This window comes from Limimaricola variabilis, from assembly GCF_014195545.1.
Classification (GTDB): Bacteria; Pseudomonadota; Alphaproteobacteria; order Rhodobacterales; family Rhodobacteraceae; genus Limimaricola; species Limimaricola variabilis.
This window is the reverse complement of the sequence record NZ_JACIBX010000004.1, coordinates 82044-108183: the sequence shown is the minus strand read 5'-3', so window position 1 is coordinate 108183 and position 26140 is coordinate 82044. Positions and strand designations below refer to the sequence as shown.

The window sequence follows — 26140 nt, the reverse complement described above, 5'->3', positions numbered from 1 at the left end:
TTCAGGAGGTACGACATGGCCGGTTTCAGGATGATGACCGCCGCGATCTGTCTTTGGGCGGGGGGTGCGGCGCTGGCGCAGGATGCGGAGATGAGCTTCTTCGTGACCAGCACCAACCCCGGGCAGGGGGCCGATCTCGGCGGTCTCGAGGGCGCGGATGCGCATTGCGCCGCGCTGGCCGAAGCCGTCGGGGCGCCGGGCGACTGGCGCGCCTATCTCTCGACCGAGGAGGAGAACGCGCGCGACCGGATCGGCACCGGCCCGTGGCACAACGCCCAAGGGGTCGAGATCGCCGCCGATCTCGACGCGCTGCATGGCGAGGGCAACATGATCTCCAAGGAGACCGGGCTCGACGAGACCGGGGCGATGGTGAATGGCCGCGGCGACACCCCGAACCGGCACGACATCCTCACCGGCACGATGGCCGACGGGATGGCGGCGGCCGAGACCTGCGAGGGTTGGACCAGCAGCGGCGAGGGCTCGGCCATGGTCGGGCATCACGACCGGATGGGGCTCGACGACTCGGAGGCGGCGCGGTCCTGGAACGCCTCGCACCCCTCGCGCGGCTGCGGGCTCGAGGCGCTGCAGGGCACGGGCGGCGACGGGCTGTTCTACTGCTTTGCCGCCGACTGAACCGGTGCGGTGAAGGCACTCCGGCGGCGGTGTCCGGCATGGACGCCGCCGTCGAGACGTGCTGTTTCGCCACGCTCGGGAGGTGACCCAAGAGGACCTATCCTAAAGGTTGTGTTGGGTACGCTATCCGACAGTATAGCCCATGCTTTCGTATAGTCCCATTGCTGTGCGGTTTCCGCCGCAATTGGCGCGCTACTTGGCCTCATCGTCACTCCCAAGAGGCCGCAACGCCCATGAAGATTGATACCAAAGCATTCGACGGCCTCTGGAAGGCCGCACAGCAGGCGATGAAAGAGGCCCGCGCCGCGCAGAAGGAGGCCGCGAAGCAGGCCGACGCGCCGGCTCCGGCGCCGAAGGCCGACACCGCCAGCAGCCCGGCGATCCAGATCGAGATCTCCGAGGCCGCCGCCGCTGCCCCTGCTGCCGTCTCCACCGAAGCCGCCGTCGCGGCGCCTGCCGCGGCGACGACCGCCGTGGCCGCGCCCGCCGCCGAGACCGCCGAGACCGCAACCGCACCCGTGACCGCCAGCGTCGCTCAGGTCGCCGACGAGGCCCAGGTCGTGACCGATCGCGTCGCCGCCGCCGTGTCGAACCTTACCGGATCGAAAGCCGGAGCCACCGTGGCACCGGCTGCGGGTGAGAGCGTCGCCATCGAGACGGAAGAGGCCGGGGACGCCGACATTGCCGTCGCGCGCGCGGCGGCGATCCAGGCGCAGAACAATGCCCGAATGGAGAACGTCGTGGCCTCGATCGGGGCGCCGGCCAAGAGCGATCTGGGCGTCGCGCCGATCAGTGCGCAGAGCAGCGCGCGGGCCGATGCGGCCTATGGCGCCGCCGCGAAAGCGGGCGCCTCGACCGGCGAGCGGGCCGACATCGCCGCCTGACACGCGATCGGGCCGGGGCGCTTGGCCCCGGCCCGATCCTTCGTCCGCCGGTCAGGCCCGACCGGCGGAAGCTCTCATTCGGCGGCGAACTGGTTCATCGTGTTGGCATGGCCGCCCGCCTTGAGCGCCCGGTCGCCACCGACCATCTCCTTGAAGGTATCGCCCAGATCCGAGCCGACCTCGTGCTGGTGCTTGACCGCCGAGATGCCGCGCCGGATCTCCTCGCGCTGCACGGTGGCGACATAGGCCAGCATCCGGTCCTCGCCGAAATAGCCGCGCGACAGCTCGTCCACCGATTTGGCGGTCAGGTGGAAGGTCGGCAGGGTGATCAGGTTGTGGAACACGCCCGCCTTGGTCGAGATGTCGTACTGGAACCGCTTGAGCCGCGCATCGGCCTCGCGCCCCAGATCGGTGTCGTCGTAATCGGCCTTCATCAGCTGGGTGCCGTCCGGGTAGTCGGTCTCGGCGATCCGGCCCTCGGCGATCCAGTCCTCGCGCACCTGCTTGCGCAGGTTCAGGGTCCAGTTGAAGGAGGGCGAGTTGTTGTAGACCAGCTTGGCGTGGGGCGCCTTCTCGCGGATCTCGGCGACCATGCCCGCAATTTCGGCGACGTTGGGGGTATCGGTCTCGATCCAGATCAGGTCGGCGCCACCATCATTGAGCGAGGCCACGCAATCCTCGATGACCCGCGCCCGGCCGGTGCCCTCCTTGAAGCGCACGAGGCCGTTCGGCAGCCGCGCAGGCTTGGCCCAGCCACCGTCGCGCCACAACGCGATTTCGCCTTCGGAAGGCTGGCCGTCGAAGCGCTCGGTCTCGATCCACTTGAGGTATTCGGAGGCGTGGTCGCCGGGGGCCTGGCTCACCGGAAGCTTCTGGGTCAGCCCGGCGCCGAGGCTGTCGGTGCGCGCGACGATCACGCCCTCAGTAACGCCCAGCTCCTCGAAGGCCATGCGGCAGGCGCGCAGCTTCTCGATGAAATCCTCGCGCGGGACCGTGACCTTGCCGTCCTGATGGCCGCATTGCTTGGCGTCGGAGACCTGGTTCTCGATCTGCAGGCAGCAAGCGCCGGCCTTGATCAGCTCCTTGGCGAGCAGGTAGGTCGCGTGCTCGTTGCCGAAGCCCGCGTCGATATCGGCGACGATCGGCACGACGTGGCTCTCGAAATTGTCGATCGCGGTGACCGCGTCACGCTCGGCCTGGGCGTCGCCGCTCTCGCGCGCCTTGTCGAGGGCCCGGAACAGGTCGTTGAGCTCGACCTCGTCGGCCTGGCGCAGCGAGACGTAGATCTCCTCGATCAGGTCGGCCACGGCGGTCTTTTCGTGCATCGACTGGTCGGGCAGGTGGCCCCAGCGGTTGCGCAGGCCCGCGACCATCCAGCCGGAGAGATAGACATAGGCGCCCTTGGTGGTGCCGCGCAGCCGCTTGACCGAACGGATCATCTGCTGGGCGTGAAAGCCCGACCAGCAGCCGAGGCTCTGGGTGAAATGCTCGGGATCGGCGTCATAGGCGGCCATGTCGGCGCGCATCACCTTCGCCATCTCGCGGGCGATCTCGAGATGGGTGTTGTAGGTGTTCTGCATCTGCAGCTGCAGGATGTCGTCGATGGCGACGCCGCCGGGGGCGCTCCCCTTCGGGAAGCGGGCCTGCAACGCGGCGCGGCGCTCGGCATAGCTCTTGCGGCGGGTCGGGGTCATGTCGGTCATGGTCGGTCGGTCCTTCGGATGGAAAGGGGGGGAGGTGCCGGGGGCCGGGCCCCCGGCGGGATGTCAGTCGAGCGTGTCGAGGAGCGGCGCGGCAAGCCGCGCGACGTGGTCCGGCTGCGGGCTGGCGCAGGCCGATTCCTGGACGATCCGGGCGGCCGAGGCGTAGCGTCCGCGATGGAAGCTGTGCGGTCCCAGCCACTCCACCAGGCTCACGATCTCCTCGTGGATCAGCGCGGCGAGCCAGTCGGCGGTCATGCGGCGCGAGTCGCCGCCCTCCATCTCGACCATGGCGCCATGCGCCAGCCACTGGCCGAGCCGGGCCCGGGCGAGATCGGCGGAGGCGAGACCGTGCAGGCTGTCGCCGATCCGGACCGGGCCGCGCCCGGCAATCCAGGCGGCCAGCGCCGCGATGGCGACATGCACCGTCGCGCGCAGGCCCTGCTCGGTGACCGGCCCGGCATGCGGCTTGAGCAGCATCTCGGGGCTGATCCGGAAATACTGGCGCGGGCGTCCGATCTGGTGGGCGCCGGGCAGGGCGCGGGCGATCGCCTCGCGCGCCGCCGCGATCCGGTCGGGGCCGTCGATCCGCAGCCCGTCGCAGCCCTCGTCGAGCGGCCGGCGCAAGGTGGCGGGGTCGCTGCCTTCGGGTGCCTCGGCGATGGCATGGGTGCCGCGGCGATGGGCGACCTTGACCATCCGCGCCGCGCAAGTGCCCAGGAACGCCGCCTCGGGGTCGAGCAGCGCAGGCAGCACGGCGTCGGGATGGGACCGCATCAGCCGCAGATAGGAGGCGGTGAGCGGCGCGCGGCGCATGGTCAGGCCGATCGCGCGGTCGCGCAGCTCCCACAGGATCTCGTCCATCTCGAAGCCGGCGGTGACGGTCTCGAGCGAGACCTCGACCCGGATCGTGTTCGGCGCCAGCCCGTCGCGCTCCTCGGCAAGGGCGAGGATCTCGCTCCACAGCCGCGCCTCGCGGTGGCCGTCGATGCCGCCGAGCTGCAGGTTCGGCCCCATGTCGCGGGCCGCGAGCGGCGTCGCCAGATGGGCCATGATCAGCGCCAGGTCGAACAGCCCGGCCGAAACCGGGTGGCCGCCGATCAGCAGAGCCGGTTCGTCGCGCTCCAGCGGCCGGGTGCGGATCAGCATCGGCGTGTGGTCGTCGGGCGCCTCGGCCAGGGCGGCGATGCCGGCGACGAGGTTGGCAAAGCCCGGCGCGGTCGCCTCGTCGAGATCGACGAGCAGCGCCGAGGCCCCGGCGGCGCGGGCCTGGGCCAGCGCGCCCGCCTCGGCGGCGGCGGCGAGGCAGAGCCTGCGGTCGCGCAGGCTCTCGGGGGCTGCGGCGCAGGACCAGATGCCCTTGCGGATGCCGGTGGTCTCCTCGAGATAGTCGGGCAGACGGCCTTCGTCGGCGCGTTCCTGACGGCGGTCGCGGGCGACCGAGAGCGCCTGCATCTTGGGGTTGAAGCGGGTCTGCAGTTCGGCGGCGAGGGCCAGCGCGTCGTCGGTCAGGACGCGGTCGGCGCCCGGCACGTCGCGCAGCAGGACCGGCCTGGGCGCTGCGGGGGCGGGGACGAGATCGAGAGGCATCTGCGTGACCTTTCCAGTTGTGGCGCCGAAGGGAGGATCGGTGCCTTGCTGTCTGTAAGGTTAGTGTGGTCATGACGCGCGTGCAGCATAATTTTGTTGCGAACGGGTAATCTTGTAAGTTATGTCAGCGGGATTGGTGAAACATTGTTAGTCATGAAATGAGCGATCGCGGCGAAAAACTCCTGATCGGCCCCCGGCTCAAGGCGCTGCGCGTCTCGCTCGGGCTGACACAGGCCGAAATGGCCGGCCGGCTCGGCGTCTCGGCCAGCTATGTCACGCTGATGGAGGGCAACCAGCGCCCGGCCTCGGCCAAGTTGCTGATGCGGCTGGCCGAAGCCTTCGACATCAATGTCAGCGAGCTGGCCCCGGAGACCGACGCGCAGCTCGCCGCCGACCTGACCGCAGCGCTCAAGGATCCGGCGCTGGAGGCGGATGTCGGCCGGGTCGAGATCGAGCAGGCGCTCTCGGCCGCGCCGAACGTCGCCGCCGCGCTGGTGCGGCTGCACGACCGCTACCGGCAGCTGGTGCTGGCCCGCCAGACCGACGCCAACCCGCTCGCCGACCGCGACAAGGTCGAGGTGCTCGAGGAAGGCTCGCGCGCGGTGCAGGCCGTGCGGGCCTGGCTGTTCGAGCGGCGCAACCATGTCGACGCGCTCGACCGCGCCGCCGAGGCCACCGCCGAAGAGATGCAGCTGCACCGCTCGGAGCCGCATGTCGCGCTGACCGAGCGGCTGCGCGCGCATGGCATCAGGGTGCGGATCCTGCCCTCGGAGGTGATGGCCGGGCGGTTGCGCCAGCACGTCGCCCATCGCAGCGAGCTTCGGCTGTCCGAGCTTCTCGCCCAACCCAGCCGCCGATTCCAGATGGCGGTGCTGCTGGCGCGGCTGGAGCGGGGGCAGGAGATCGCCGACGAGATCGCGGCCTCCGGGCTGAGCGATCCGTCGGCGCTGGCGCTGGCGCGGGTGACGCTCGCCAACTACTTCGCCGCAGCCCTTCTGATGCCTTACGGGCGGTTCCTCGCAGCCTGCGAGGCAGCGCGCTACGATGTCGAGCTTCTGGGCCACCGCTTCGGCACCAGCTACGAGCAGGTGGCGCACCGCCTGACCACGCTGCAGCGCGAGGGCGCGCGCGGCATCCCGTTCTTCTTCGTGCGGGTCGATCAGGCGGGCAACATCTCCAAGCGGTTCAGCGCCGGGCGATTCCCCTTCTCCTCCTTCGGCGGGACCTGCCCGCTATGGAACATCCACGCCGCCTTCGAGGCGCCCGACCGGGTGCAGACGCAGCTGATTTCCATGCCCGACGGGGCGCGCTACTTCTCGATCGCGCGCACCGTCACCCGGCATGGCGGCACGCTCGGCGCGCCGGCCACGCGGCTGGCGATCGGGCTGGGATGCGACGTCGCCTATGCGCCGCGCCTCGCCCATGCCGAGGGGCTCGATCTCGACCGGATCACGCCCACCGGGATCGGCATCAACTGCTACCTGTGCGAGCGGCCGAACTGCGCCAGCCGCGCCCACGCGCCCGTCAATCGCAGGCTCGAGATCGACGAAAGCGAGCGCGGCCTCGCGATCTACCGCTTCGAAGGGGAGCGCTGATCCCCTTCACCATTCCCCAAATACGCCGGGGGAGGGCCGCGAGGCCCGGGGGCGGAGCCCCCTCCCTTGCGTCAACCGGGACGCCCGGCTAACGTCGCGCTCGAATCCGTTGGGGTGCCCGCAAGGGCTGAGAGGCGAATGCCGACCCATCGAACCTGATCCGGTTAGCACCGGCGGAGGGAACGGAGACGCGACCCGGGACAGATGCGCCCGGAGTCCGTCCGCGCCCCCGCCGGAAAGGGGGAGCGAGATGCGCGTCAAGACGGCCCTAACCATCGCGGGATCCGACAGCGGCGGCGGGGCGGGCATCCAGGCCGACCTCAAGAGCTTCGCCGCCTTCGGCGTCTATGGCGCTTCGGCGATCACCGCGATCACCGCGCAGAACACCCGCGGCGTGAGCGGCGTGGCGCATGTCGCGCCCGAGATGGTCGCGGCGCAGATCGCCGCGGTGCTGGCCGACATCCCGCCCGACGCCATCAAGATCGGCATGCTGGGCCGCGCCGAGACCATCGAGGTGGTGGCCGAAGCGCTTGGCGATCATGCCGGGCCGGTGGTGCTCGACCCGGTCATGGTGGCGACCTCAGGCGACGCGCTGATCGACGACGCGGCGGTGGCGGCGCTGATCGCACGGCTGATCCCGCGCGCGACGCTGCTGACGCCGAACCTGCCCGAGGCGGCGCGGCTCACCGGACGGGCGCAGGCCGCGAGCGCCGAGGAGATCGTGACGCAGGGGCGGATGCTGCTCGACCTTGGCGCGGGCGCGGTGCTGATGAAGGGCGGCCATGCGCAGGGCGGCTGCTGCGTCGACCGGCTGGTGACGCGTCACGGGGTTGTCGAAGCCGCCGGGCCGCGGATCGACACCCGCGCCACCCATGGCACCGGCTGCAGCCTCGCCGCCGCGCTGGCGGCGCTGATGGCGCTGGGGCGCTCGCCCGAGGCGGCGCTGGAGCGTGCCCGGCGCTGGCTCGAGGGGGCGATCCGCGGCGGCGCGGCGCTCGGCATCGGGTCGGGCCACGGCCCGGTCGACCATTTCCACGAGGGCCGGCGATGATCCGGGTGATCGGCGGCGGGGTGATGGGCCTCGCGGTCGCGGCCGAGCTGTCGGGCCGGGGCCGCGCGGTCACGGTGATCGACCGAGAGCGGCAGGCCGGGCCGCATCACTGCTCTTGGTGGGCGGGCGGCATGCTGGCGCCCGACTGCGAGGGCGAGACAGCCGAGGAGCCGGTGGTGCGCCTGGGCCGCGCCGCCGCCGATTGGTGGGCGGGGCAGGGCGCGCGGGTGATCCGGCGCGGCACGCTGGTGCTGGCGCTCGACCGCGACCGGGCCGAGCTCGCACGCTTTGCCCGGCGGGTGCCGGGTGCGCCGCTCGAGGCCGAGGGCATCGCGGCGCTGGAGCCGGATCTCGCCGGGCAGGCGCGGCGCGGGCTGCATGTCGCCGGGGAGGCGCATCTCGATCCGCGCGCGACGCTGGCGGGGCTGCGCGCCCGGCTCGCGGCGCAGGGCGTGGTCTTCGAGACCGGCGAGGCCCGGCCCGGCCCCGGCGACATCGACTGCCGGGGGCTGGCGGCGCGCGACGCGCTGCCGGATCTGCGCGGGGTGCGCGGCGAGATGGTCGTGCTGCGGCTGCGCGACCTCGACATCACCCGGCCGGTGCGGCTGCTACATCCGCGCCACCCGCTCTACATCGTGCCGCGCGGGCAGGGGCTCTACATGCTCGGCGCCACCCAGATCGAGAGCGAGGGGCGCGGTCCGGCGACGGCGCGGGCGGTGCTCGAACTGCTGAGCGCAGCCTATGCGCTGCACCCGGCTTTCGGCGCGGCGGAGGTGCTGGAGATCGGCGCCGACGCCCGCCCGGCCTTTGCCGACAACCTGCCGCGGATTCGGCGGCGGGGCGGCGTCATCCATGTCAACGGCCTGTTCCGGCACGGTTTCCTCCTGGCGCCCGCGATGGCCCGGATGGTGGCGGACCGGCTCTGCGACGGCATCACACCGGAGGTATGCGATGAGGATCATGGTTAACGGCAGCGCCCGCGAGGTCGAGGCCGACACGCTGGCGGCGGCGCTTGAGGCGCTCGGCCATGGCGGCGCGGCGGTGGCGACGGCGCATAACGAGGTCTTCGTGCCCGCCGCCGCGCGGGCCGAAACCCGGCTCGCCCCCGGCGACCGGATCGAGATCCTCGCGCCGATGCAGGGAGGCTGAGATGGTCACGTTCTACGACACCGAGGTCGCGTCGCGGCTGATGCTCGGCACCGCGCAATACCCTTCGCCCGCGATCCTCGCCGAGGCCTTCCGCCGCTCGGGCGCGGGCATCGCCACGGTCTCGTTGCGCCGCGAGGCGGCGGGCGGCGATGGCGGCGCCTTCTGGGAACTGGTGCGCCGGCTCGGCGTCCGGCTCCTGCCCAACACCGCCGGCTGCCACTCCGCGCGCGAGGCGGTGACCACCGCGCGAATGGCGCGCGAGGTGTTCGGGACCAGCTGGATCAAGCTCGAGGTGATCGGCCATGCCGACACGCTGCAGCCCGACCCCTGGGGTCTCGTCGAGGCAGCGCGCGAACTCTGCGCCGACGGCTTCGACGTGTTTCCCTACACGACCGAGGACTTGGTGCTGGCCGAGAAGCTGCTCGATGCCGGTTGCCGGGTGCTGATGCCATGGGGCGCGCCGATCGGCACCGGTCTGGGGCTCGCCAATCGCTACGGGCTGCGCAGCCTGCGGGCGCAGTTTCCGGAGGTGCCGATGGTGGTCGATGCCGGTCTCGGGCGGCCCAGCCAGGCGGCCGAGGCGATGGAGATGGGCTTCGACGCGGTGCTGCTGAACACCGCCGTCGCCAAGGCCTGCGACCCGGCGATGATGGCCGAGGGCTTTGCCCGCGCGATCGAGGCCGGGCGGCTGGGATACGAGGCCGGGATGATGGAGCCGCGCGACATGGCCGCGCCCTCCACCCCGCTGATTGGAAAGGCGTTCCTGTGAAGCTCGACCGGTTCTACCCGATCTTCGACGACGTCTCCTGGCTGGAGCGGATGCTGCCGCTCGGCCTGCGGCTGGTGCAGCTCCGGCTCAAGGATCGCGACCCGCGGGAGGTCGCGGCGCAGATCGCCCGCTCCCGCGCGCTCTGTGACGCGCAGGGCGCGGTGCTGGTGGTCAACGACCACTGGCAGGCGGCGATCGAGGCGGGCTGCGATTGGCTGCATCTGGGGCAGGAGGATCTCGACACCGCCGACATGCCCGCGATCCGCCGCGCCGGGCTGCGGCTCGGCGTCAGCACGCATGACCGGGCGGAGCTCGACCGGGCGCTGTCGCTTGGACCCGATTACGTCGCGCTGGGGCCGGTCTGGCCGACCATCCTCAAGAAGATGAAATGGGAGCGGCAGGGCGTCGAGAAGCTCACCGAGTGGAAGGCGCTCTGCGGCGCCGTCCCCCTGGTCGCGATTGGCGGCCTGTCGGTGGCGCGCGCCCCGGCCGCCTTCGCCGCCGGGGCCGACATCGTCTCGGTCGTGACCGACATCACCCTGAACGCCGATCCCGAGGCGCGGACCCGCGAATGGCTGGCGGCCACCCGCCCGCTCGAGGCGGCGCGATGAGCCGCTATGACCGGCAGATCGCGGTGCCGGGCATGGGGGCCGCCGGGCAGGCGCGGCTGGCGCGCGCCCATCTGCTGGTGATCGGCGCGGGCGGGCTCGGCGCGGCGGTTCTGCCTTATCTCGCCGGGGCGGGGGTCGGGCGGATCCGGCTGGTCGATCCCGACATCGTCGAGGAGAGCAACCTGCATCGGCAGGTGATCTTCCGCGCAGCCGATCTCGGCCGTCCCAAGGCCGAAGCCGCGGCGGCGCATCTGCGCGCGCTCAACCCGGACACGGTGTTGGAGCCGCTCTGCGCCCGCTTCGACCCGGCCAGCGCGGCGGCACTCTGCGCGGGCGTCGATCTCGTCCTCGACTGCGCCGACAGCTTTGCCGCGAGCTACGTGGCCTCCGACCACTGCATGGCGGCGGGGCTGCCGCTGGTCTCGGCCTCGGCGACGGGGCGGGCGGGATATGCGGGCGGTTTCTGCGGCGGCGCGCCGTCGCTCAGGGCGGTGTTTCCGGACCTGCCCGCACGGCTCGGCTCCTGCGCCTCCGAGGGCGTGCTGGGGCCGGTGGTCGGCACGATCGGCGGGGTGCAGGCGCAGATGGCGCTGGCGATCGCTGCCGGCCTCGACCCCGCCCCGCTGGGGCGGCTGGTGAGCTTCGACGCCGCGAGCTGGCGGATGGGCGGCTTCGGCTTTGCCGGCGCGCCCGAACCCGCCCGCGCGCCGGGCTTCGTCGCCGCCTCGCAGATCGGCCCCGGGGATCACCTCGTCGACCTGCGCGCCCGTGACGAGCCCGGCCCGCCCCTGCCGGGGGCGGCGCGGCTGACGGTCGAGGATTTCGGGCCGGGTGGCTTGCTGCCGCCGCACGGCGCGCGCGCCGTGCTGGCCTGCCGCTCGGGTCTCAGGGCCTGGCGGGCGGCGGCGCGGCTCGGCGCGGTCTGGGAGGGCGAGATCGCGCTGCTGGCGCTCGGTCCCTGACGCGCGGGCAGAGCTTGCGCGGGCGCAGGGCGGGTCTAGAGTCGGGGCCCAAAGGGAAGGAACCGCAATGACCCGCTTTCTCGACGACATCGACTCTCGCCTCGCGGAGATCCGCGAGGAGGGGCTGTGGAAGACCGAGCGCGAGATCACCTCCCCGCAGGGCGGGCGCGTCGATCTCGGTGGGCGCGAGGTGATCAACCTCTGCGCCAACAACTATCTCGGCCTCGCAGACCACCCCGCCCTCGCCCGCGCCGCCAAGGCAGGCATCGACAGCCACGGCTTCGGCATGGCCTCGGTGCGCTTCATCTGCGGCACGCAGGATCTGCACCGGCAGCTGGAGCGGCGGCTGGCCGCCTATCTGGGCCATGACGACACGATCCTCTTCGCCGCCTGCTTCGACGCCAATGGTGCGCTGTTCGAGCCGCTCCTCGGCCCCGAGGACGCGGTGATTTCGGACGCGCTCAACCATGCCTCGATCATCGACGGCATCCGGCTGTGCAAGGCCAAGCGCTACCGCTTCGCCAATTCCGACATGGCCGATCTGGAGGCCAAGCTCCAAGAGGCCCGCGAGGCCGGGGCGCGCCACGTGATGATCGCCACCGACGGCGTGTTCTCGATGGATGGCTATCTCGCCAAGCTCGACGAAATCCGGGCGCTGGCCGACCGCTACGACGCGCTGCTGATGGTCGATGACTGCCATGCCACCGGCTTCATGGGGCCGAAGGGCGCGGGCACCCCGGCGCATTTCGGCGTGCAGGCGGATCTGCTGACCGGCACGCTGGGCAAGGCATTGGGTGGCGCGATCGGCGGCTACATCGCGGGGCCGCAACCGGTGATCGACCTGCTGCGGCAGCGGGCGCGGCCCTACCTGTTCTCCAACGCGCTGCCGCCGATGGTCTGCGCCGCCGGGATCGAGGCGATCCGCCTCGTCGAGGAGGGCGACGAGCTCCGCGCCCGTCTGTTCGAGAACGCCGAATACTGGCGCCGTGGCCTCACCGATCTGGGCTTCGAGATCCTGCCGGGCGAGCATCCGATCATCCCGGTGATGCTGCACGACGCCAAGCTGGCGCAGAAGATGGCTGCAAGGCTCGACGAGCTGGGCGTCTATGTCTCGGCCTTCTTCTTCCCGGTGGTGCCCAAGGGCGCGGCGCGGATCCGCACCCAGATGAACGCCGCCCTGACCCGGGCGGATCTCGATGCCGCGCTGGCGGCCTTCGCGCAGGCCGGCCGCGAACTGGGCGTGATCTCGTGAGCCGCCCCAACGGCATGAGCGCCCTCGTCAAGGCGCGGCCCGAGCCGGGGCTGTGGCGCGAGACAGTGCCGGTGCCCGAGATCGGCCCCGACGACGTGCTGATCCGGGTCAACAAGACCGGGATCTGCGGCACCGACGTGCATATCTGGAACTGGGACGAGTGGGCGCAGCACACCGTGCCGGTGCCGCTCGTCACCGGCCACGAGTTCGCCGGCGAGATCGTCGAGCTGGGCCGCAACGTGACCGATCTCGAGATCGGCCAGCGCTGCTCGGGCGAGGGGCACTTGATCGGCAAGCATTCGCGCCAGAGCCGATCGGGCAAGTTCCACCTCGACCCCGAGACGCGCGGCATCGGCGTCAACGAGCAGGGCGCCTTCGCCGAATACCTGCGGCTGCCGGCCTTCAACGTGGTGCCGCTGCCCGATGCGATCGACGACGAGATCGGCGCGATTCTCGATCCGCTGGGCAACGCGGTCCACACCGCGCTCTCCTTCGATCTGGTGGGCGAGGACGTGCTGGTGACCGGCGCCGGACCGATCGGCATCATGGCGGCCGCCGTCGCCCGCCATGTCGGCGCGCGCCATGTGGTGATCACCGACATCAACCCCGACCGCCTCGCCCTCGCGGCGCGGGTGGCCGACGTGGTGCCGGTCAATGTCGCCGAGGAGGACCTCGCCTCGGTGGTGCCGCGTCTCGGGATGAAGCAGGGCTTCGACATCGGGCTGGAGATGTCGGGCAACCAGCGCGCGCTCGACCAGATGGTCGAGCGGTTGGTGATGGGCGGGCGGATCGCGATGCTGGGCATCCCGCCGGGCCGTTCGCCGGTCGACTGGTCGCGGATCGTGTTCAAGGCGATCACCATCAAGGGCGTCTATGGCCGCGAGATCTTCGAGACCTGGTACAAGATGATCGCGATGCTGGAGAACGGGCTCGACATCCGCGGGGTCATCACCCACCGCATGAAGGTCGATGATTACGTCGCGGGCTTCGACGCGATGCGCTCAGGCGCCTCCGGAAAGGTGGTGCTGGACTGGCGCTGAGGGGGCGGCGCGGCCCATGCAGAAACTGCATGGCGGGGCTGTCACCTTGTCGGTTTTCTTTGGTCGTTAACGCTACCAATTAGGGTGCAACGGAGCGGCGATGGGCGCCGCCTCGATCAGGCCCGCGACAAGGGCCGCACGGACCCGACGATCAAGGATACTGACATGAGCTACGCCACCATCGACCAGCGCACCACCAACAACAGCGAAGCCTGGGGCCTCACCGCGATCACCGCGCGCATCAAGACGGCGTTCGCGCGCAACCGCGCCTACCGCCAGACCCAGCGCGAACTCGGCATGCTGACCGACCGCGATCTCGCCGATCTCGGCATCGGCCGCGGCGACATCCAGCGCATCGCGCTCGAGGCTGCCCGCGCCATCTGAGCGCGGCGCTCCCTCGGCCGCGCAGGCGGCCCGAAAATGGCGGCGTCCCTGGCCGGGGACGCCGCCATTTCATGTTTCCGCTACGTCAGCTCGGGCGCCCATGATAGATTGGGGGGGTCGGCCCGCCATCCGGGCCGCCGAGTGGGAGGTTACGAGATGTCCAACCGTTACACGATCGCGGCCGTTGCGGCGGCGATGACGCTACCGGCCGGCATGGGCCTGGCCGAGACCTACGACGCCACCGGGACCGGCTACGGCACCGCCAGCTCCGAGGTGATGGAAGCGGGCGACAGCATGATGGTGGTCCATGCCAACACCCAGTACGAACGCCTCGACATGGGCGACGAGACGCATCCGATGGCGAGCCTGACGGGCCCCTGCTTCGGCGCGGTGTCGATGATCGACGGTGCAGCCGAAGGCAGCGGCAACTGCCTCTACACCGACGCCGACGGCGATATGGCCGTCATGCGCTGGACCGTCACCGGCATGAGCGAGGAGGGCCGGACCATGGGCGATTGGGAGATCGCCGGCGGCACCGGCAAGTGGCAGCAGGCCACCGGCTCGGGCAGTTTCGATGCCGGCGGCGAAGGTGCGGACTACACCAACAACTTCACCGGAGAGATCATGCTGCAATGAGCTGTCGCGCCGTCCAGCCGTCCGTCGCAGGACAAGACAACCCCCGTGGACGGGATCGGGTTTCGGCCGGGGGCATCAGCATCTGTTGATGCCCCCGCGTTTTGACGCGACGGCTCCCGGCCCCACATATGGGGGGAGGGGGCTATGGTCTCCGCAGCATCTCCTCCTCGATCCGTCCTCCTGCGGAGGAGGAGATGAAAATGTTCAAGAGACTGCTGACCACGGGACTTCTGTTCGGCATGGCGGCGACCGCGCCGCCGGCGCTGGCGCAGGGCTGCGCGCCCCGCGACCATATCGTCGAGCGGCTGAAAGAAGGCTATGCCGAGAGCCTCGCCGGCGCTGGCCTGCAGGCCAGCGCCATGGCGATGCTCGAGGTCTGGTCGAACCCCGAAAGCGGCAGCTTCACGGTGCTGTTGACCAATCCAGACGGGGTGAGCTGCATCCTGTCGCACGGCTCGGATTACTACACCATCGAGCAGCTGGCCGAGGCCGAGGGCGAGCTGGGCTAGCCCGTCGGCATGATGAACATCTCGCGCAGGTCGGCGGTCTCCGACTGGTCAAGCGCGAAGACCACCGCGCGGGCGATATCCTCGGGACGGATCTTGCCGGGCTTGGGCTCCGAAAAGAACGGCGTGTCGACCATGCCCGGCGCGATCACCGTGCAGCGCCCGCCCCATTCGCGCATCTCCTCGCTCATATTGCCGGCATAGCCGTGCACGAACCATTTGGTCGCGCCGTAGATCGAGCCGGCGATGTGCCGCTTGCCGGCCGCCGATCCGGTCAGCACCAGATGCCCCCGCCGCTTTTTCAGCTCCGGCAGCGCGACGCGCGCGGTGTAGAGCAGCGCCATGATGTTGAGATCGATCATCGCCCGCCATTCCTCGGGATCGCCGGCCTCGGTGCCCGGCGTGTCGAGCCCTGTCCCGGCATTGGCGAAGGCGGCGTCGAGCCCGCCCTTCTCGGCTACCAGCCGCGCCACCGCGTCCTGCTGCTGGGCGAGATCGGTCGCGTCGCCGGGCAGCGCCAGCGCCGCCGCGCCCAGCTCCTCGGCCAGCGCGTCGAGCTTTTCCTTGCTGCGGGCCATCAGCCCGACATGCCAGCCCGCCGCGACCGCGGCGCGGGCGGTGGCCGCGCCGATGCCGGAGGAGGCCCCGGTGATGAAGAGGGTGCGTTGCGTCATGACGGTCTCCCGATGCGTTGGCGTCGTTGCGCTGCAAGCTGGGGCGCGGCAGGAGGGCGGCAAGGTTGCCGTCCCGGGAAGGGGGGCGCCGGGGCCGAGTGCGCGTGCGGTTCGGGCGCTCTCGAACGGGCGCCGTGATTCTACCCTAGGCTGTATATATTCGATCTGGACCCCGGAGATCCCTCCAAAACTGGTTAAAATGCCCGATAATTGCGCGCGGGTGTAGCCGAAGGCACACGTATGGAGAGAGTTGACCAAAGAAACCGGTCAAGCGGGCGCGGCATCTTGAATCCGACGCGCGGACTCCCTCTCTATCGGGATGACTCCGGATCGTGTTGCCCCGGTGTCGTGTGTTGTTTGCCCGTTCGAGGATGTTTCTCCCATGACCCTGCATCTGCATGGATATGCCCCCCATGATTTCCACGACCTGATCCGGGTCTCGCCGCTCGGCTTCATCGCCGTGCTGCGGGTCAACCGGGGTCGCGCGGTCCATGTCGAGAATTGCTTTCCGCCCGCTTGGCGCGACGCCTATGAGCGGCAGTCCTATTTCCTGCGCGATCCCACGGTCGGCTGGGCGCTCGGCCATGACGGCGTGATCGACTGGGCGACGCTGGAGCCGAACGACCCCGCCGGGGTGCTGGCCGATGCGCGGGCGCACGGGCTGCTGCATGGCATCACCGTGGCGACCGGCAGCGGCGACATCCGCTCGTTCTGCGGGCTGGCGCGGGTCGACCGGCCCTTCACCGCCACCGAGGCGCAGCGCGCCCTGGCGGTGATCGAGCGTCTGCACAAGGGCCCGCCCGGCGCGCCGGCGCTCACCGCCGCGCAGCGCGAGGCGCTGCGGCTGATGGCCGAAGGCGAGCGGCACATGCGCGCCGCCGCGATCATCGGCATCTCGGAGAGCGCGCTCAAGGCGCAGCTGAAATCGGCGCGGCTGGCGCTCGGCGCGCGCACCACGGTCGAGGCGGTGCACGCCGCCCAGATGCGCGGCGAGATCTGAGCCGCCGGGCTCCGGGGAAACATGCGCCCCGGGGTCCGCGCGGCGGGGGTGTCAGCGGCGCAGCGCGGCGGAGGCGAGCAGGCCGAAGGGGGTCGGGCGCAGCTGCGGCGCGGCCGCCGGGCCCGCGGGCAGCGGCTTGGCGATCCGGGCGACCCGGCAGATCGTCCGCACCTGGCGCAGCTGGCCGCCGGTGATCCCCAGATGCGCCAGATCCGCGTCCTCGAGCAGGGCGAGGTCGCACAGCATCTGCCGGTCGGCGACGAGGCGGCCGAGAGCGGCGCGCAGCCGCGACAGCGGGCGGAAGGCGGTGGCGGGGGCGGCGGGGGCGAGGACGGACACGGGCAGGTTCCTTTGCGAGTCGGGTGGGCGTCGGGAGACGCGCACATAGTCCGGCACAGCCGCGCTGTCACCCGTGCCGCCAATGCCGGATCCGAAGGGCCGCCATGCACGCCGCGCATGGCGTCATGCGGCGCTCAGAAGGTGTTGATCGCGACCCCGACGAACAGCTCGCGCGCCTGCAGCCGGTAGCCCATCCGGAGCCGCAGATCGCCGTCCAGCCCGATGGACCGGCTGAGCACGAGGCTCTGTTCCTCGTAGCCGGTGTCGTCGCCGGTCAGCACCAGCGCGAGGCCGGTGCCGCTGGCGGCGTGGCCGGCTTCGAGCATGGCGAAATAGGCGGTGTCGATGCTGTTGATCTCGCCGATCGCGAACACTCCGCCCCAATCGGTCGCGACATAGCTTTCGGCCACCGCCTTGAAGCCCAGCTCCAGCCCGTCACCGGCCGAGAGCGTCGGGCCGAAGCGCAGCGTCACTGGCTGGCTGCCGAGGCTGATGTCGCGCCCGCCGGTGATCGAGAAGCCGATCCCCTCGCCGCCCTCGTAGGTCGAGAACACCGCCCCCGCCGAGACCGCGCCGCGGGTGAAGCTCGCCACGGTGGTGAGGTCGTCCGCGCCGAAATCGAGCTGTGCGAACTCGCCATCGGCGCGGGCGGCGGCCGGGGCGAGGCAGAGCGCGATGGCGAGGGCACGGAGCGGGCGGAAGAGGGGGCGCATGGGGGCAGTCCTTTCGAAAGGGGGTCAGTCGGGGGCGGTGAAGCTCAGCCGGCGGGCCATGTCGCCGATCAGCCGGCTCAGCCGGACGTCGACCACGCCGGGCGCCGCGCCCTCGGTGTAGAAGCGGCGCAGCAGCGCCTTGTGGGTCTCGGCCTCCGGCCACAGGTGCAGCCGCGCGCCCTCCGCCGTCATCGCGATCACCGTGGCGCGCATGTCGCCGACGCCGAGGATGCGCAGCACGCCGCGGGTGCCGGGCTTGTAGACCGCGCCCCGCAACCGCGCGGTGTCGCGGGTCAGCGAGGCGAGCCACAGCCGCTGCGCCCGGCCGCCATCGGCGAGGAAGATCACCCGTTCGGGCCGGTCGGCGACGTGCCGTTCATGGCGCGGCAGCTCGATGCAGGCGAGGATGGTGAGCGCCAGCACGAAGCAGTTGCAGATCGACCAGAACAGCACCACCTGCATGCCGTCGCCGGCCTCGGCCCGGGCAAAGCCGTCCAGCGCGCTGCCCAGCAGCAGCCCCACCAACGTCAGCACCAGCAGCACCAGGAACGGCATCATCAGCCGCCACTGCACGACGATGCGGCTGCGGTCGCCGCCCTTGGCGGTGACCTTGAACTTGTGCCCCTTGGGGCGCAGCAGCCCGTAAAAGGCGGCGCGGCTGATCGGGATCGCACCGACGATCTGGCTGACATCGTGCAGGATCGGCACCACCGTGCCGCGCGACAGCAGGTTCAGCACGCCGACCGACCAGACGAAGTAGACGCCGAAATAGGACAGCACCTCGGCGACATGGGCCTCGACCACGATGATCCCGAAATACCAGTAGAGCAGCGGAAAGCTGAGGCCCGCGAGCCGGAAGGGAAAGCTCGCCAGCCAGTAGAGCATGGTGTCGATCACGCTCCAGCGGTCGCGCAGCCGCAGCCCGTTGCGCGAGAACGGTCCCAGCCGGCCGCGCGCGATCTGCATCAGCCCGAGGCACCAGCGCGCGCGCTGGGTGATGTATTCGCCGATCCCCTCGGGGGCGAGCCCCTCGGTCAGCGGCTCGTTGAGATAGACGGTCTGCAGCCCGCGTTCCTGCAGCGCCAGGCTGAGCAGGAAGTCCTCGGTGACGCTGTCGGTGGGAAAGCCGCCGATCTCGCGCAGCGCGCTCCAGCGCATCACCGAGGAGGTGCCGCAGCAGATCGCGATGCCCCAGGCGTCGCGCGAGGATTGCACGTGGTCGAAGAAGAAGCGTTGCTCGTCGGGATAGGAGCGCGACAGGCCGAGATTGTGCTGGATCGGATCGGCGTTGAAGAAGTGCTGCGGCGTCTGGACGAGCGCCACCGAGGGGTCGTGGAACAGCGCCACGGCGCGGCGCAGGAAGTTGCGATGCGGCACGAAATCAGCGTCGAGCACGGCCACGAAGTCCGGCGCGCGCCCCTCGGCCGCCAGCATGTCGAGCGCATGGTTGATGTTGCCGGCCTTGGCATGGGCGTTGTCGGGGCGGATCACGTGGCGCACGCCATGCAGGGCGCAGAACTCGGCCAGCCAGTCGCGGCGACCGTCATCGAGCACCAGCACCTCGGCCTCGGGCCAGTCGACCGAGACCGCGCCGACGATGCTGCGCTCGAGGATCTCGCGATCCTCGTTGTAGGTCGCGATCATCACCGCCACCCGCGGCGGGCGGCCCGGCAGCCACCAATTGGCGTGGACCGTCGCCTCGCGGTGCCGGTCGCGGCGCCGCGCCAGCATCACCGCAGCGTTCATCGTGCCGAGCATCGCGCCCATTTCCATGACGAACAGCGTCAGGCTGGCGATGAAGTCGGCGTCGAGCCCGGGCGGTGGCAGCGTCTCGGTGCCGCGCCACCAGATGTAGCGCAGCGCCAGCAGCAGCGACGCGCCAAGGATCAGCGACCGGTGCAGCGTGCGGCTTGTGTCGATTACCAGCGGCAGCACCACCACCACCCCCAGCGCCAGCGCCATCTGCGCTAGGCTGAACTGCGCCTCGCTCAGCCAGACATGCGGCGCGATCACAGCAGGTCGCGCAGCCAGTCGAGCGGCCGGCTTTCGAAGAACAGGCGGCCGGTGCGGCCGACGGGGCAGTGGTCGTCGGTCAGGCCGGCGAGGCCGGGCACGCTGACCGCGACGTCGTAGCGCTCGAGATGTTCGCCCGACGGCGCGATGGCGAGGGTGTCGTAGAGCGAAGCGGCGCCGCTGCCCGCGAGGCGCTCCACCGTGCCCTCGATCAGCTCGCCGGAGCCGGTCAGGCGGAACTGCGCGGCATCGCCGGGGCGCAGCCGGTTGTAGACCCCTTCGCTGACCGAGCCGGTGACGATCAGGCTCTCGCAGTCGAGCAGCCGCATCACCGCGTCGCCGCGCTGCAGGTTCTCGCCGTCATGCGCCAGCGCTTCCCACATCCGCCCGTCGAAGGTGGTGGCGAGCGGCGCCTCGGCCAGCCGGTTGACGCTGACCCGCTCCTCGGTGATGCGCGCGGCGAGGGCGCGGACCTGCCGGACCTGCGACGCGTGATCGGCCTCGAGCGCGTCGTGGCGGGCGCGCAGCTCGGCCAGCCGCTGGCTGGCAAAGGGCGCGTCGTTGAAGCCGTCGACCAGATGCACCCCGTCGCGCGCCGCCGCGAGTGCGGTCTCCAGCACGCCCACCTCCTCGCGGGCGTGCTCGATCGCCAGCGCCAGCTCGGTCGGGATCTCCTCGGGGATGAGGGGAACGGCGGCGGCATCGCTGGTCGCGCCGTCGCGGCCGCGCGGATCGGCCGGCAGCTGGGGCACCACGGCCGCGAGCTGCGCCGCGTGCTCCGGCGCCTCGCGCTGCAAGAGCGCCAGCCGGCTGCGGGCATGGATCAGCCGGATCTCGACCTCGCGGGTCTTGCCCCGCTCGAAGGTGGCGGCGCGCACCGCGAGCCGCTCCATTACCTGCTTGGTCTCGGTCATCAGATCGCGCAGCCGGTCGCGCTCGGACTGGACGTTCTGCCATTGCAGCACGAGGTCGTTGTGCCGGATCCGGTCGACCTGCGGATCGGCGACGGAGGCCAGCTCGTCGCCGCGCCGCACCGTCGCGCCGAGCGCCATGTCGGGGATGGTGACGATACCGGCGATCGGGCTGCGCAGCGTCGCCAGCCGGGCGTTGACCATGGCGTTGGCGCTGGTGCCGCCGAGCCGCTCGCCGACGATCACCCAGATCGCCGCCACGATGAGCAGGCCGCCGATGAGGATGCGGGTAAGACGCATGGGGGATGTCCTTCAAGGGGGCACGCGGCAGGTCGGGTCGCTGTCGCGCGTGGGGTGGCGGCGGGCAATGACGACGGTACGTCGCGACCCGCCGCTAGGCGCGGCTGTTGCCGTAGCGCCGCTCAGCCGCGCTGCAGCCTGACGATGGCGGCGGAGAGGGTCTGCGCCTCGCGGCTGCTGCGCTGTTCGGCCGGGTAGGTGTCGCGGCCCTCGGCGATCGCCTCGGCGTCGCGCGACAGGGTCCGCAGCGGCGCCAGGAAGTAGCGGGCGAAGAGCGCGGTCCCCAGTGCCAGCGCCGCGCCGAAGCCGAGCACCACCCAGAAGATGTCGCGCGAGAACACGACGCGGCCCAGCCCGAAGCCCGCGACCTGCGCCGGCACCCGCGCCACCAGCCGCCAGTCGAGCGAGGCCATGTCGCCGGTGACGATCTTGGGCAGCAGCGCCAAAAAGGCCTCGCCATTCTGTTCCAGCGGGACCTGGAAGACGCCCTGCTGGCCCGAGGTCACGACCTGGCGGGCGCGGGGCGAGAGGCTCTGGCCGATCTGCTCGTAATGCTCGAACAGCACGTCGCCGCGGCCGTTGACGAGGAACAGGTCGAGCTCGAGCACGCCGGCGCTCTCGATCAGGTATTCTTGGATCCAGGTGACGTTGAGCCGGTACAGCAGCACGCCCTCGGCGCGCCCCTCGGGATCGCGGATCGCCACCGACATGTCGACGAAGCGCACCGGGCCGTCGCCCGCGCCGGGCACCAGGCGGGCCAGCCGGTCGTCGGTCTCGGCCGAGCCGATATACTTGCCGTTCAGGCCGCGCCGGAACCACAGCGAGCCGGAGACGTCCTGCCCTTCGAGCAGCGGGCGCGAGGAGGCGAGCAGCCGGCCCGAGCTGTCGGCGATGCCGGTCCAGGCGATCGCGTTGGAGATGCGCGAGATCGCGGCCAGTCGCGGACGGGTGGCCTCGATCGTGCCCATGTCGATGGTCCCGGCGACCGCGTTGACCGAGTTCCATTCCCGGCCGAGCGCCTTGCCGAAGTTCATCCGCAGCGCTTCGCCGCGCAGCTGCACCGCCTCGGCCTGGACGCGGTTGCCGACCTCCTCGAGGCGGCGCTCGGCCAGCAGCGCGAGCGCGCCGAGGCCGAGAAAGGCGAAGATGGCGACGAAGCCGAACAGGGCCGTGGCGAGGCTGGGCAGTCGGTGGATCGCGCGGGTCTGCATTCTGCATCCCTCCAAATTTAAAGTTGGATCAACACCTAAGGAGGAATCTGGGCGGGGTTCGGACCCTTCCGCGGCGGGGCGGTGTCGGGCGGCATGGTGTCGGCAAAAAGCCGCTCCGGGCCGGGCCGGTCCTGTCGGCACAGGGGGATTGTCGACGGATCGGCACCCCGGCCCGCGGCCGGGCCGGGCGCGCCGCCTCGGAAGCGTCACATTTCGGGTGGCGCCGCGGGTTCGGGGTCCGGCGCGTCGCGCAGCAGCAATTCGGCCATCCGGCGGGCCGCCACCGGCAGCAGCGCGCCGGCCCGGGTGATCAGCCCGTAGGGCGCCACCGAGAGGCCGAGATCGACCGGGACCACCGTGCAGCCAGCACCCGCGACATGCGCCGCCACCGCCCGCGCCAGCGGCGCCACCGCGTCGCCATCCTGCACCAGCGCCAGCGTCAGCAGCACCGAGGATGTCGTCACCGGCACATGCGGCGGCGGCAGGCCGAGCCGCGCCAGACGCCGCTGCACCGCGTCGTGCAGCAGGGTGCCGCGCGCCGGCAGCACCCAGTCATGGGCGAGGATCGCCTCGGGGGTGGGCGCGGGATCGGCCAGCAGCGGGTGACCGCGCCGCACCACCAGCGCCACCGGCTCGGGGCCGATCGGGCGGATGTCGAAGCGCTCGGCCGGATGGGCATGCGGCAGCCGCGCCAGCGCCAGGTCGATGCGCCCCTCGAGCAGCGCCTCGCCCAGAACCTCCGAGTCGCCGTTCTCGACATGCACGCGCAGCTTCGGCATCTCGGTCCGGGCGCGGCGCAGCGCCGGCAGCACCCGGTCCATCGCCGGGCCGGTCACCGCGCCGATCCGCACCTCGCCAGACAGGCCCGAGGCGATCTCGTCCAGCTCGCGCCCGGCATCGCCGATCTCGCCCAGCACCCGCCCGGCCCGCCGCGCCAACGCCGCGCCCTCCGGCGTCAGCCGGATGCCGCGCCCGTCGCGCCGCCGCAGCGCGCAGCCGGCGATCCGCTCCGCCTCCGACAGCAGCCGCGAGGCCGCGGGCTGCGCAATGCCGAGCGCCTCTGCCGCCGCGCCGAGCTGGCCGCTCTGCTCGAGCTGCGCCAGCAATTCGAGGTGGCCGAGCTTGAGCCCGCGTCGCAGCAGCCGGTCATTCATGACGATTCCATCATGGGTTCATTCGGAAACATTATTTGAACCATATCCCAGACATCGCCAATATCTCTTCGCGCGATGGTCGGCGCCGGGGCGGTTTCCGCCCCTTCCGACCGGTCGCACCAGACTCGATCTCCCCCGCGACGCGGTCCGGCCCGTCGCGCCGCCCGCTTTCGAAAGGCCTTCCATGAGCTTCACCCCCGCCCCCTGGCCCCGCAAGCTGCGTTCGCAGGAATGGTTCGGCGGCACGTCGAAGGACGCGATCTATCACCGCAGCTGGATGAAGAACCAAGGCTTACCCGCCGACCTGTTCGACGGCCGCCCGGTGATCGGCATCTGCAACACCTGGTCGGAGCTGACGCCCTGCAACGCGCATCTGCGCGACCTCGCGGAGCGGGTGAAGTTCGGCATCTACGAGGCTGGCGGCCTGCCGGTCGAGTTCCCGGTGTTCTCCCCGTCGGAATCGACGCTGCGCCCGACCGCAATGATGTATCGCAATCTCTGCGCCATGGATGTCGAGGAGGCGGTGCGCGGCAAATGCATCGACGGCGTGGTGCTGCTCGCCGGCTGCGACAAGACCACGCCGGCGCTGCTGATGGGTGCGGCCTCGGTCGACCTGCCGGCGATCGTGGTCTCGGGTGGGCCGATGCTCAACGGCCATTTCCGCGGCGAGCGGGTGGGCTCGGGCACGCATCTGTGGCGCTTCTCCGAGGCCGTGCGCGCGGGCGAGATGACCGAAGCCGAGTTCGTCGAGGCCGAGGCCTCGATGAGCCGCTCGCCCGGCTCGTGCAACACCATGGGCACGGCCTCGACCATGGCCTCGATGGCCGAGGCACTCGGCATGGCGCTGTCGGGCAATGCCGCGATCCCGGCGGTCGACAGCCGCCGCCGGGTCATGGCGCATCTGACCGGCCGGCGGATCGTCGACATGGTCAAGGACGACCTGAAGCCCTCCGACATCATGACTCGCGAGGCCTTCGAGAACGCGATCCGCACCAACGCGGCGATCGGCGGCTCCACCAACGCGGTGATCCACCTGCTCGCCATCGCCGGGCGGGTCGGGATCGACCTGACGCTCGAGGATTGGGACCGCTGCGGCCGCGACGTGCCGACCATCGTCAACCTGATGCCCTCCGGCCAGCATTTAATGGAGGAGTTCTTCTATGCCGGCGGCCTGCCGGTCGTCATCAAGCGGCTCGGCGAAGCGGGGCTGCTGCACCGCGAGGCGCTGACCGTGTCTGGCGGCGCGATCTGGGACGAGGTCAAGGAGGTGCAGAACTGGAACGAGGACGTGATCCTGCCGGTCGAGCGCGCGCTGGCCAAGTCGGGCGGCATCGCGGTGCTCAAGGGCAACCTCGCGCCCTTGGGTGCCGTGCTCAAACCCTCGGCCGCGACGCCCGCGCTGATGCAGCACCGGGGCCGGGCCGTCGTGTTCGAGGACATCGACGACTACAAGGCGCGGATCAATGACGAGGATCTCGACATCGACGAGAGCTGCGTGATGGTGCTTAGGAATTGCGGGCCGCGCGGCTATCCGGGCATGGCCGAGGTCGGCAATATGGGCCTGCCGCCCAAGGTGCTGCGCAAGGGCATCACCGACATGGTGCGGATCTCGGACGCGCGGATGTCCGGCACCGCCTATGGCACGGTGGTGCTGCACACCTCGCCCGAGGCGGCGCGGGGCGGGCCGCTGGCGGTGGTGCGCTCGGGCGACATGATCGAGCTCGACGTCGCCGCGCGGCGGCTGCATCTCGACATCTCGGACGAGGAGCTGGCGGCGCGTCTGGCCGCATGGACGCCGCAGGTGAAGGCCCCCGCCTCGGGCTATGCCAGCCTCTACCACGAGCGGGTGATGGGGCCGGAGACCGGCGCCGATTTCGATTTCCTGGTCGGCTGTCGCGGCAACGCAGTCGGCAAGGAGAGCCATTGATGGCCGACGGCACCAGCCCCCGCAAGATCGCCCTCGTCGGCATTGGCAAGATCGCCCGCGACCAGCACGTACCGGCCCTGCAGGCGAGCCCCGACTGGGAGCTCGCAGCGACGGTGAGCCGATCCGGCACGGTCGAGGGGGTCGAGGCGCATCGCGACTTCCACGCCTTCCTCGCGGCGCGTCCCGACATCGAGGTGATCTCGCTCTGCCTGCCGCCGCAGCCGCGCTTCGACTATGCCCACAAGGCGCTGTTGGCGCGGCGGCACGTGATGCTCGAAAAGCCGCCCGGCCAGACATTGGCCGAGGTGCAGGCGCTGCAGCGGCTCGCCGCGACACAGGGCGTCACGCTCTATGCCAGCTGGCACAGCCGCATGGCGGCGGGCGTCGCGGCGGCGAAGTCGCGGCTGGTCGAGCGGGTGGTGCAGAGCGTGCGCATCACCTGGAAGGAGGATGTGCGCAAATGGCATCCGGGCCAGGACTGGGTCTTCGAGCCGGGCGGCATGGGGGTGATGGACCCGGGCATCAACGCGCTGTCGATCCTGACCGAGATCCTGCCCGAACCGGTGCACCTCGTCTCCGCCGAGCTGGAGTTTCCCGAGAACCGAGACACCCCGATCGCGGCCCGCCTCGACTTCACCGGCAATGTCGGCGCGGTGTTCGACTGGCGGCAGGAAGGCCCGCAGAGCTGGGACATCGAGATCAAAACCAACAAGGGCGCGATCGCCCTGCGCGACGGCGGGGCGCGGCTCGAGATCGACGGGACACCGGCGCCGCTGCCGGAGCATCCCGGCGAATACCCCGCGCTCTATGCCCGGATGGCCGAGCTGGTGGCGAAGCGCGAAAGCGATGTCGACCTCGCGCCGATGATCCATGTCGCCGACGCCATGACGCTCGGGCGGCGCCTGCGCGTGGCCCCGTTCGAGTTCTGAACGGACCCCATGAAGCGAAATGACGGGCGCGCGGCCGCAGGGCCGGGCGCCCGTTTGCCGTTGCGCAGGCGTTGCGCAAAGGCCCGGCCGCGCCCTGCGACGTTAACCATTTGACAAGCATTCGACTCGAAACTGCACCGCATCCGCGACTGGAGCGGTTCAGGGACCGCTTCGCTATATGGGCGATAACAATCTGACATTTAATTA

At 71.0% G+C, this 26140-nt stretch carries 26 protein-coding genes and 1 riboswitch; of the genes, 17 read left to right on the top strand and 9 right to left on the bottom strand.

Translation table 11 applies throughout. The annotated features are described in order from the left end of the window. The first annotated feature begins 15 nt into the window (after window positions 1-15). The gene (locus tag FHS00_RS07395) at window positions 16-633 is read left to right on the top strand and encodes a hypothetical protein (RefSeq protein WP_183471391.1); all 618 of its coding nucleotides are present in this window, start codon (window positions 16-18) and stop codon (window positions 631-633) included. 233 nt (window positions 634-866) lie between these two features. Next, window positions 867-1517: a hypothetical protein gene (locus FHS00_RS07390; RefSeq protein WP_183471389.1), complete on the top strand. Its 651-nt coding sequence runs from the start codon at window positions 867-869 to the stop codon at window positions 1515-1517. Window positions 1518-1591: 74 nt separating this feature from the next. On the opposite strand, the gene FHS00_RS07385 is transcribed toward FHS00_RS07390, so the two are convergent. Both FHS00_RS07385 and FHS00_RS07380 read right to left on the bottom strand, forming a co-directional pair. Then, the gene (locus tag FHS00_RS07385; protein WP_221188754.1) at window positions 1592-3220 is read right to left on the bottom strand and encodes an isocitrate lyase; all 1629 of its coding nucleotides are present in this window, start codon (window positions 3218-3220) and stop codon (window positions 1592-1594) included. A 63-nt stretch (window positions 3221-3283) separates the two neighbouring features. Continuing rightward, window positions 3284-4807 (bottom strand): aldolase/citrate lyase/malate synthase family protein, encoded by a 1524-nt coding sequence (locus FHS00_RS07380; protein WP_183471387.1) that lies wholly within the window; start codon window positions 4805-4807, stop codon window positions 3284-3286. Between the two features lie 158 nt (window positions 4808-4965). Between FHS00_RS07380 and FHS00_RS07375 the strand changes: the two genes are divergently transcribed. The 12 genes from FHS00_RS07375 to FHS00_RS07320 all read left to right on the top strand — a co-directional run bounded on the left by FHS00_RS07375 (window position 4966) and on the right by FHS00_RS07320 (window position 14765). Then, a complete protein-coding gene (locus tag FHS00_RS07375) occupies window positions 4966-6402 on the top strand; it encodes a helix-turn-helix domain-containing protein (RefSeq protein WP_183471385.1) in 1437 nt (478 codons plus the stop codon). A 100-nt stretch (window positions 6403-6502) separates the two neighbouring features. After that, window positions 6503-6601: riboswitch (TPP riboswitch) on the top strand. A gap of 51 nt (window positions 6602-6652) precedes the next feature. After that, window positions 6653-7453, top strand: a complete 801-nt coding sequence (gene thiD, locus FHS00_RS07370) for a bifunctional hydroxymethylpyrimidine kinase/phosphomethylpyrimidine kinase (RefSeq protein WP_183471383.1) — start codon at window positions 6653-6655, stop codon at window positions 7451-7453. Then, window positions 7450-8421 (top strand): FAD-dependent oxidoreductase, encoded by a 972-nt coding sequence (locus FHS00_RS07365; protein WP_183471381.1) that lies wholly within the window; start codon window positions 7450-7452, stop codon window positions 8419-8421. Before thiD ends, FHS00_RS07365 begins: the two co-directional genes overlap by 4 nt. Then, window positions 8405-8602: a sulfur carrier protein ThiS gene (gene thiS, locus FHS00_RS07360; protein WP_183471379.1), complete on the top strand. Its 198-nt coding sequence runs from the start codon at window positions 8405-8407 to the stop codon at window positions 8600-8602. The genes FHS00_RS07365 and thiS overlap by 17 nt, the downstream gene beginning before the upstream one ends. Before the next feature lies 1 nt (window position 8603). Further along, on the top strand, window positions 8604-9371 hold the full coding sequence (locus tag FHS00_RS07355) for a thiazole synthase (RefSeq protein ID WP_183471377.1): 768 nt from the start codon (window positions 8604-8606) through the stop codon (window positions 9369-9371). Further along, complete coding sequence (locus FHS00_RS07350) at window positions 9368-9982, top strand: thiamine phosphate synthase (RefSeq protein WP_183471375.1); 615 nt, start codon at window positions 9368-9370, stop codon at window positions 9980-9982. The genes FHS00_RS07355 and FHS00_RS07350 overlap by 4 nt, the downstream gene beginning before the upstream one ends. Then, window positions 9979-10944, top strand: a complete 966-nt coding sequence (locus FHS00_RS07345) for a HesA/MoeB/ThiF family protein (protein ID WP_183471373.1) — start codon at window positions 9979-9981, stop codon at window positions 10942-10944. Before FHS00_RS07350 ends, FHS00_RS07345 begins: the two co-directional genes overlap by 4 nt. 67 nt (window positions 10945-11011) lie before the next feature. Next, complete coding sequence (locus tag FHS00_RS07340; RefSeq protein WP_183471371.1) at window positions 11012-12196, top strand: glycine C-acetyltransferase; 1185 nt, start codon at window positions 11012-11014, stop codon at window positions 12194-12196. Between the two features lie 14 nt (window positions 12197-12210). Then, on the top strand, window positions 12211-13236 hold the full coding sequence (tdh, locus tag FHS00_RS07335; RefSeq protein ID WP_183471617.1) for an L-threonine 3-dehydrogenase: 1026 nt from the start codon (window positions 12211-12213) through the stop codon (window positions 13234-13236). Window positions 13237-13401: 165 nt separating this feature from the next. Further along, window positions 13402-13620 (top strand): DUF1127 domain-containing protein, encoded by a 219-nt coding sequence (locus FHS00_RS07330; protein ID WP_183471369.1) that lies wholly within the window; start codon window positions 13402-13404, stop codon window positions 13618-13620. Between the two features lie 156 nt (window positions 13621-13776). After that, on the top strand, window positions 13777-14256 hold the full coding sequence (locus tag FHS00_RS07325; RefSeq protein ID WP_183471367.1) for a hypothetical protein: 480 nt from the start codon (window positions 13777-13779) through the stop codon (window positions 14254-14256). 200 nt (window positions 14257-14456) lie between these two features. After that, window positions 14457-14765: a hypothetical protein gene (locus FHS00_RS07320; RefSeq protein WP_183471365.1), complete on the top strand. Its 309-nt coding sequence runs from the start codon at window positions 14457-14459 to the stop codon at window positions 14763-14765. Here FHS00_RS07320 and FHS00_RS07315 read toward each other — a convergent pair. Further along, a complete protein-coding gene (locus FHS00_RS07315; RefSeq protein ID WP_183471363.1) occupies window positions 14762-15436 on the bottom strand; it encodes an SDR family oxidoreductase in 675 nt (224 codons plus the stop codon). The genes FHS00_RS07320 and FHS00_RS07315 overlap by 4 nt on opposite strands. A gap of 382 nt (window positions 15437-15818) precedes the next feature. Here FHS00_RS07315 and FHS00_RS07310 point away from each other — a divergent pair, with 382 nt between their 5' ends. Continuing rightward, window positions 15819-16436, top strand: coding sequence for an autoinducer binding domain-containing protein (locus tag FHS00_RS07310; protein ID WP_183471361.1), 618 nt, complete (start codon window positions 15819-15821; stop codon window positions 16434-16436). 51 nt (window positions 16437-16487) lie between these two features. Here the strand turns inward: FHS00_RS07310 and FHS00_RS07305 are convergent, their stop codons facing one another. From FHS00_RS07305 to FHS00_RS07280, 6 genes are all read right to left on the bottom strand, one after another. Next, window positions 16488-16775: a hypothetical protein gene (locus FHS00_RS07305; RefSeq protein WP_183471359.1), complete on the bottom strand. Its 288-nt coding sequence runs from the start codon at window positions 16773-16775 to the stop codon at window positions 16488-16490. A 134-nt stretch (window positions 16776-16909) separates the two neighbouring features. Further along, a complete protein-coding gene (locus FHS00_RS07300) occupies window positions 16910-17488 on the bottom strand; it encodes a hypothetical protein (protein ID WP_183471357.1) in 579 nt (192 codons plus the stop codon). 24 nt (window positions 17489-17512) lie between these two features. Further along, on the bottom strand, window positions 17513-19501 hold the full coding sequence (locus FHS00_RS07295; RefSeq protein ID WP_343064590.1) for a glycosyltransferase family 2 protein: 1989 nt from the start codon (window positions 19499-19501) through the stop codon (window positions 17513-17515). Next, window positions 19498-20712, bottom strand: coding sequence for an HlyD family secretion protein (locus FHS00_RS07290; RefSeq protein WP_183471355.1), 1215 nt, complete (start codon window positions 20710-20712; stop codon window positions 19498-19500). The genes FHS00_RS07295 and FHS00_RS07290 overlap by 4 nt, the downstream gene beginning before the upstream one ends. A gap of 122 nt (window positions 20713-20834) precedes the next feature. Continuing rightward, window positions 20835-21923: a cache domain-containing protein gene (locus tag FHS00_RS07285; protein WP_183471353.1), complete on the bottom strand. Its 1089-nt coding sequence runs from the start codon at window positions 21921-21923 to the stop codon at window positions 20835-20837. A 206-nt stretch (window positions 21924-22129) separates the two neighbouring features. Beyond that, window positions 22130-23077, bottom strand: a complete 948-nt coding sequence (locus FHS00_RS07280; protein ID WP_183471351.1) for a LysR substrate-binding domain-containing protein — start codon at window positions 23075-23077, stop codon at window positions 22130-22132. 184 nt (window positions 23078-23261) lie between these two features. Between FHS00_RS07280 and araD the strand changes: the two genes are divergently transcribed. Together araD and FHS00_RS07270 are read left to right on the top strand one after the other, a co-directional pair. Further along, window positions 23262-25004, top strand: a complete 1743-nt coding sequence (gene araD, locus FHS00_RS07275) for an L-arabinonate dehydratase (protein WP_183471349.1) — start codon at window positions 23262-23264, stop codon at window positions 25002-25004. Next, window positions 25004-25933: a Gfo/Idh/MocA family protein gene (locus FHS00_RS07270; RefSeq protein ID WP_183471347.1), complete on the top strand. Its 930-nt coding sequence runs from the start codon at window positions 25004-25006 to the stop codon at window positions 25931-25933. Before araD ends, FHS00_RS07270 begins: the two co-directional genes overlap by 1 nt. The last annotated feature ends 207 nt before the right edge of the window (window positions 25934-26140 follow it).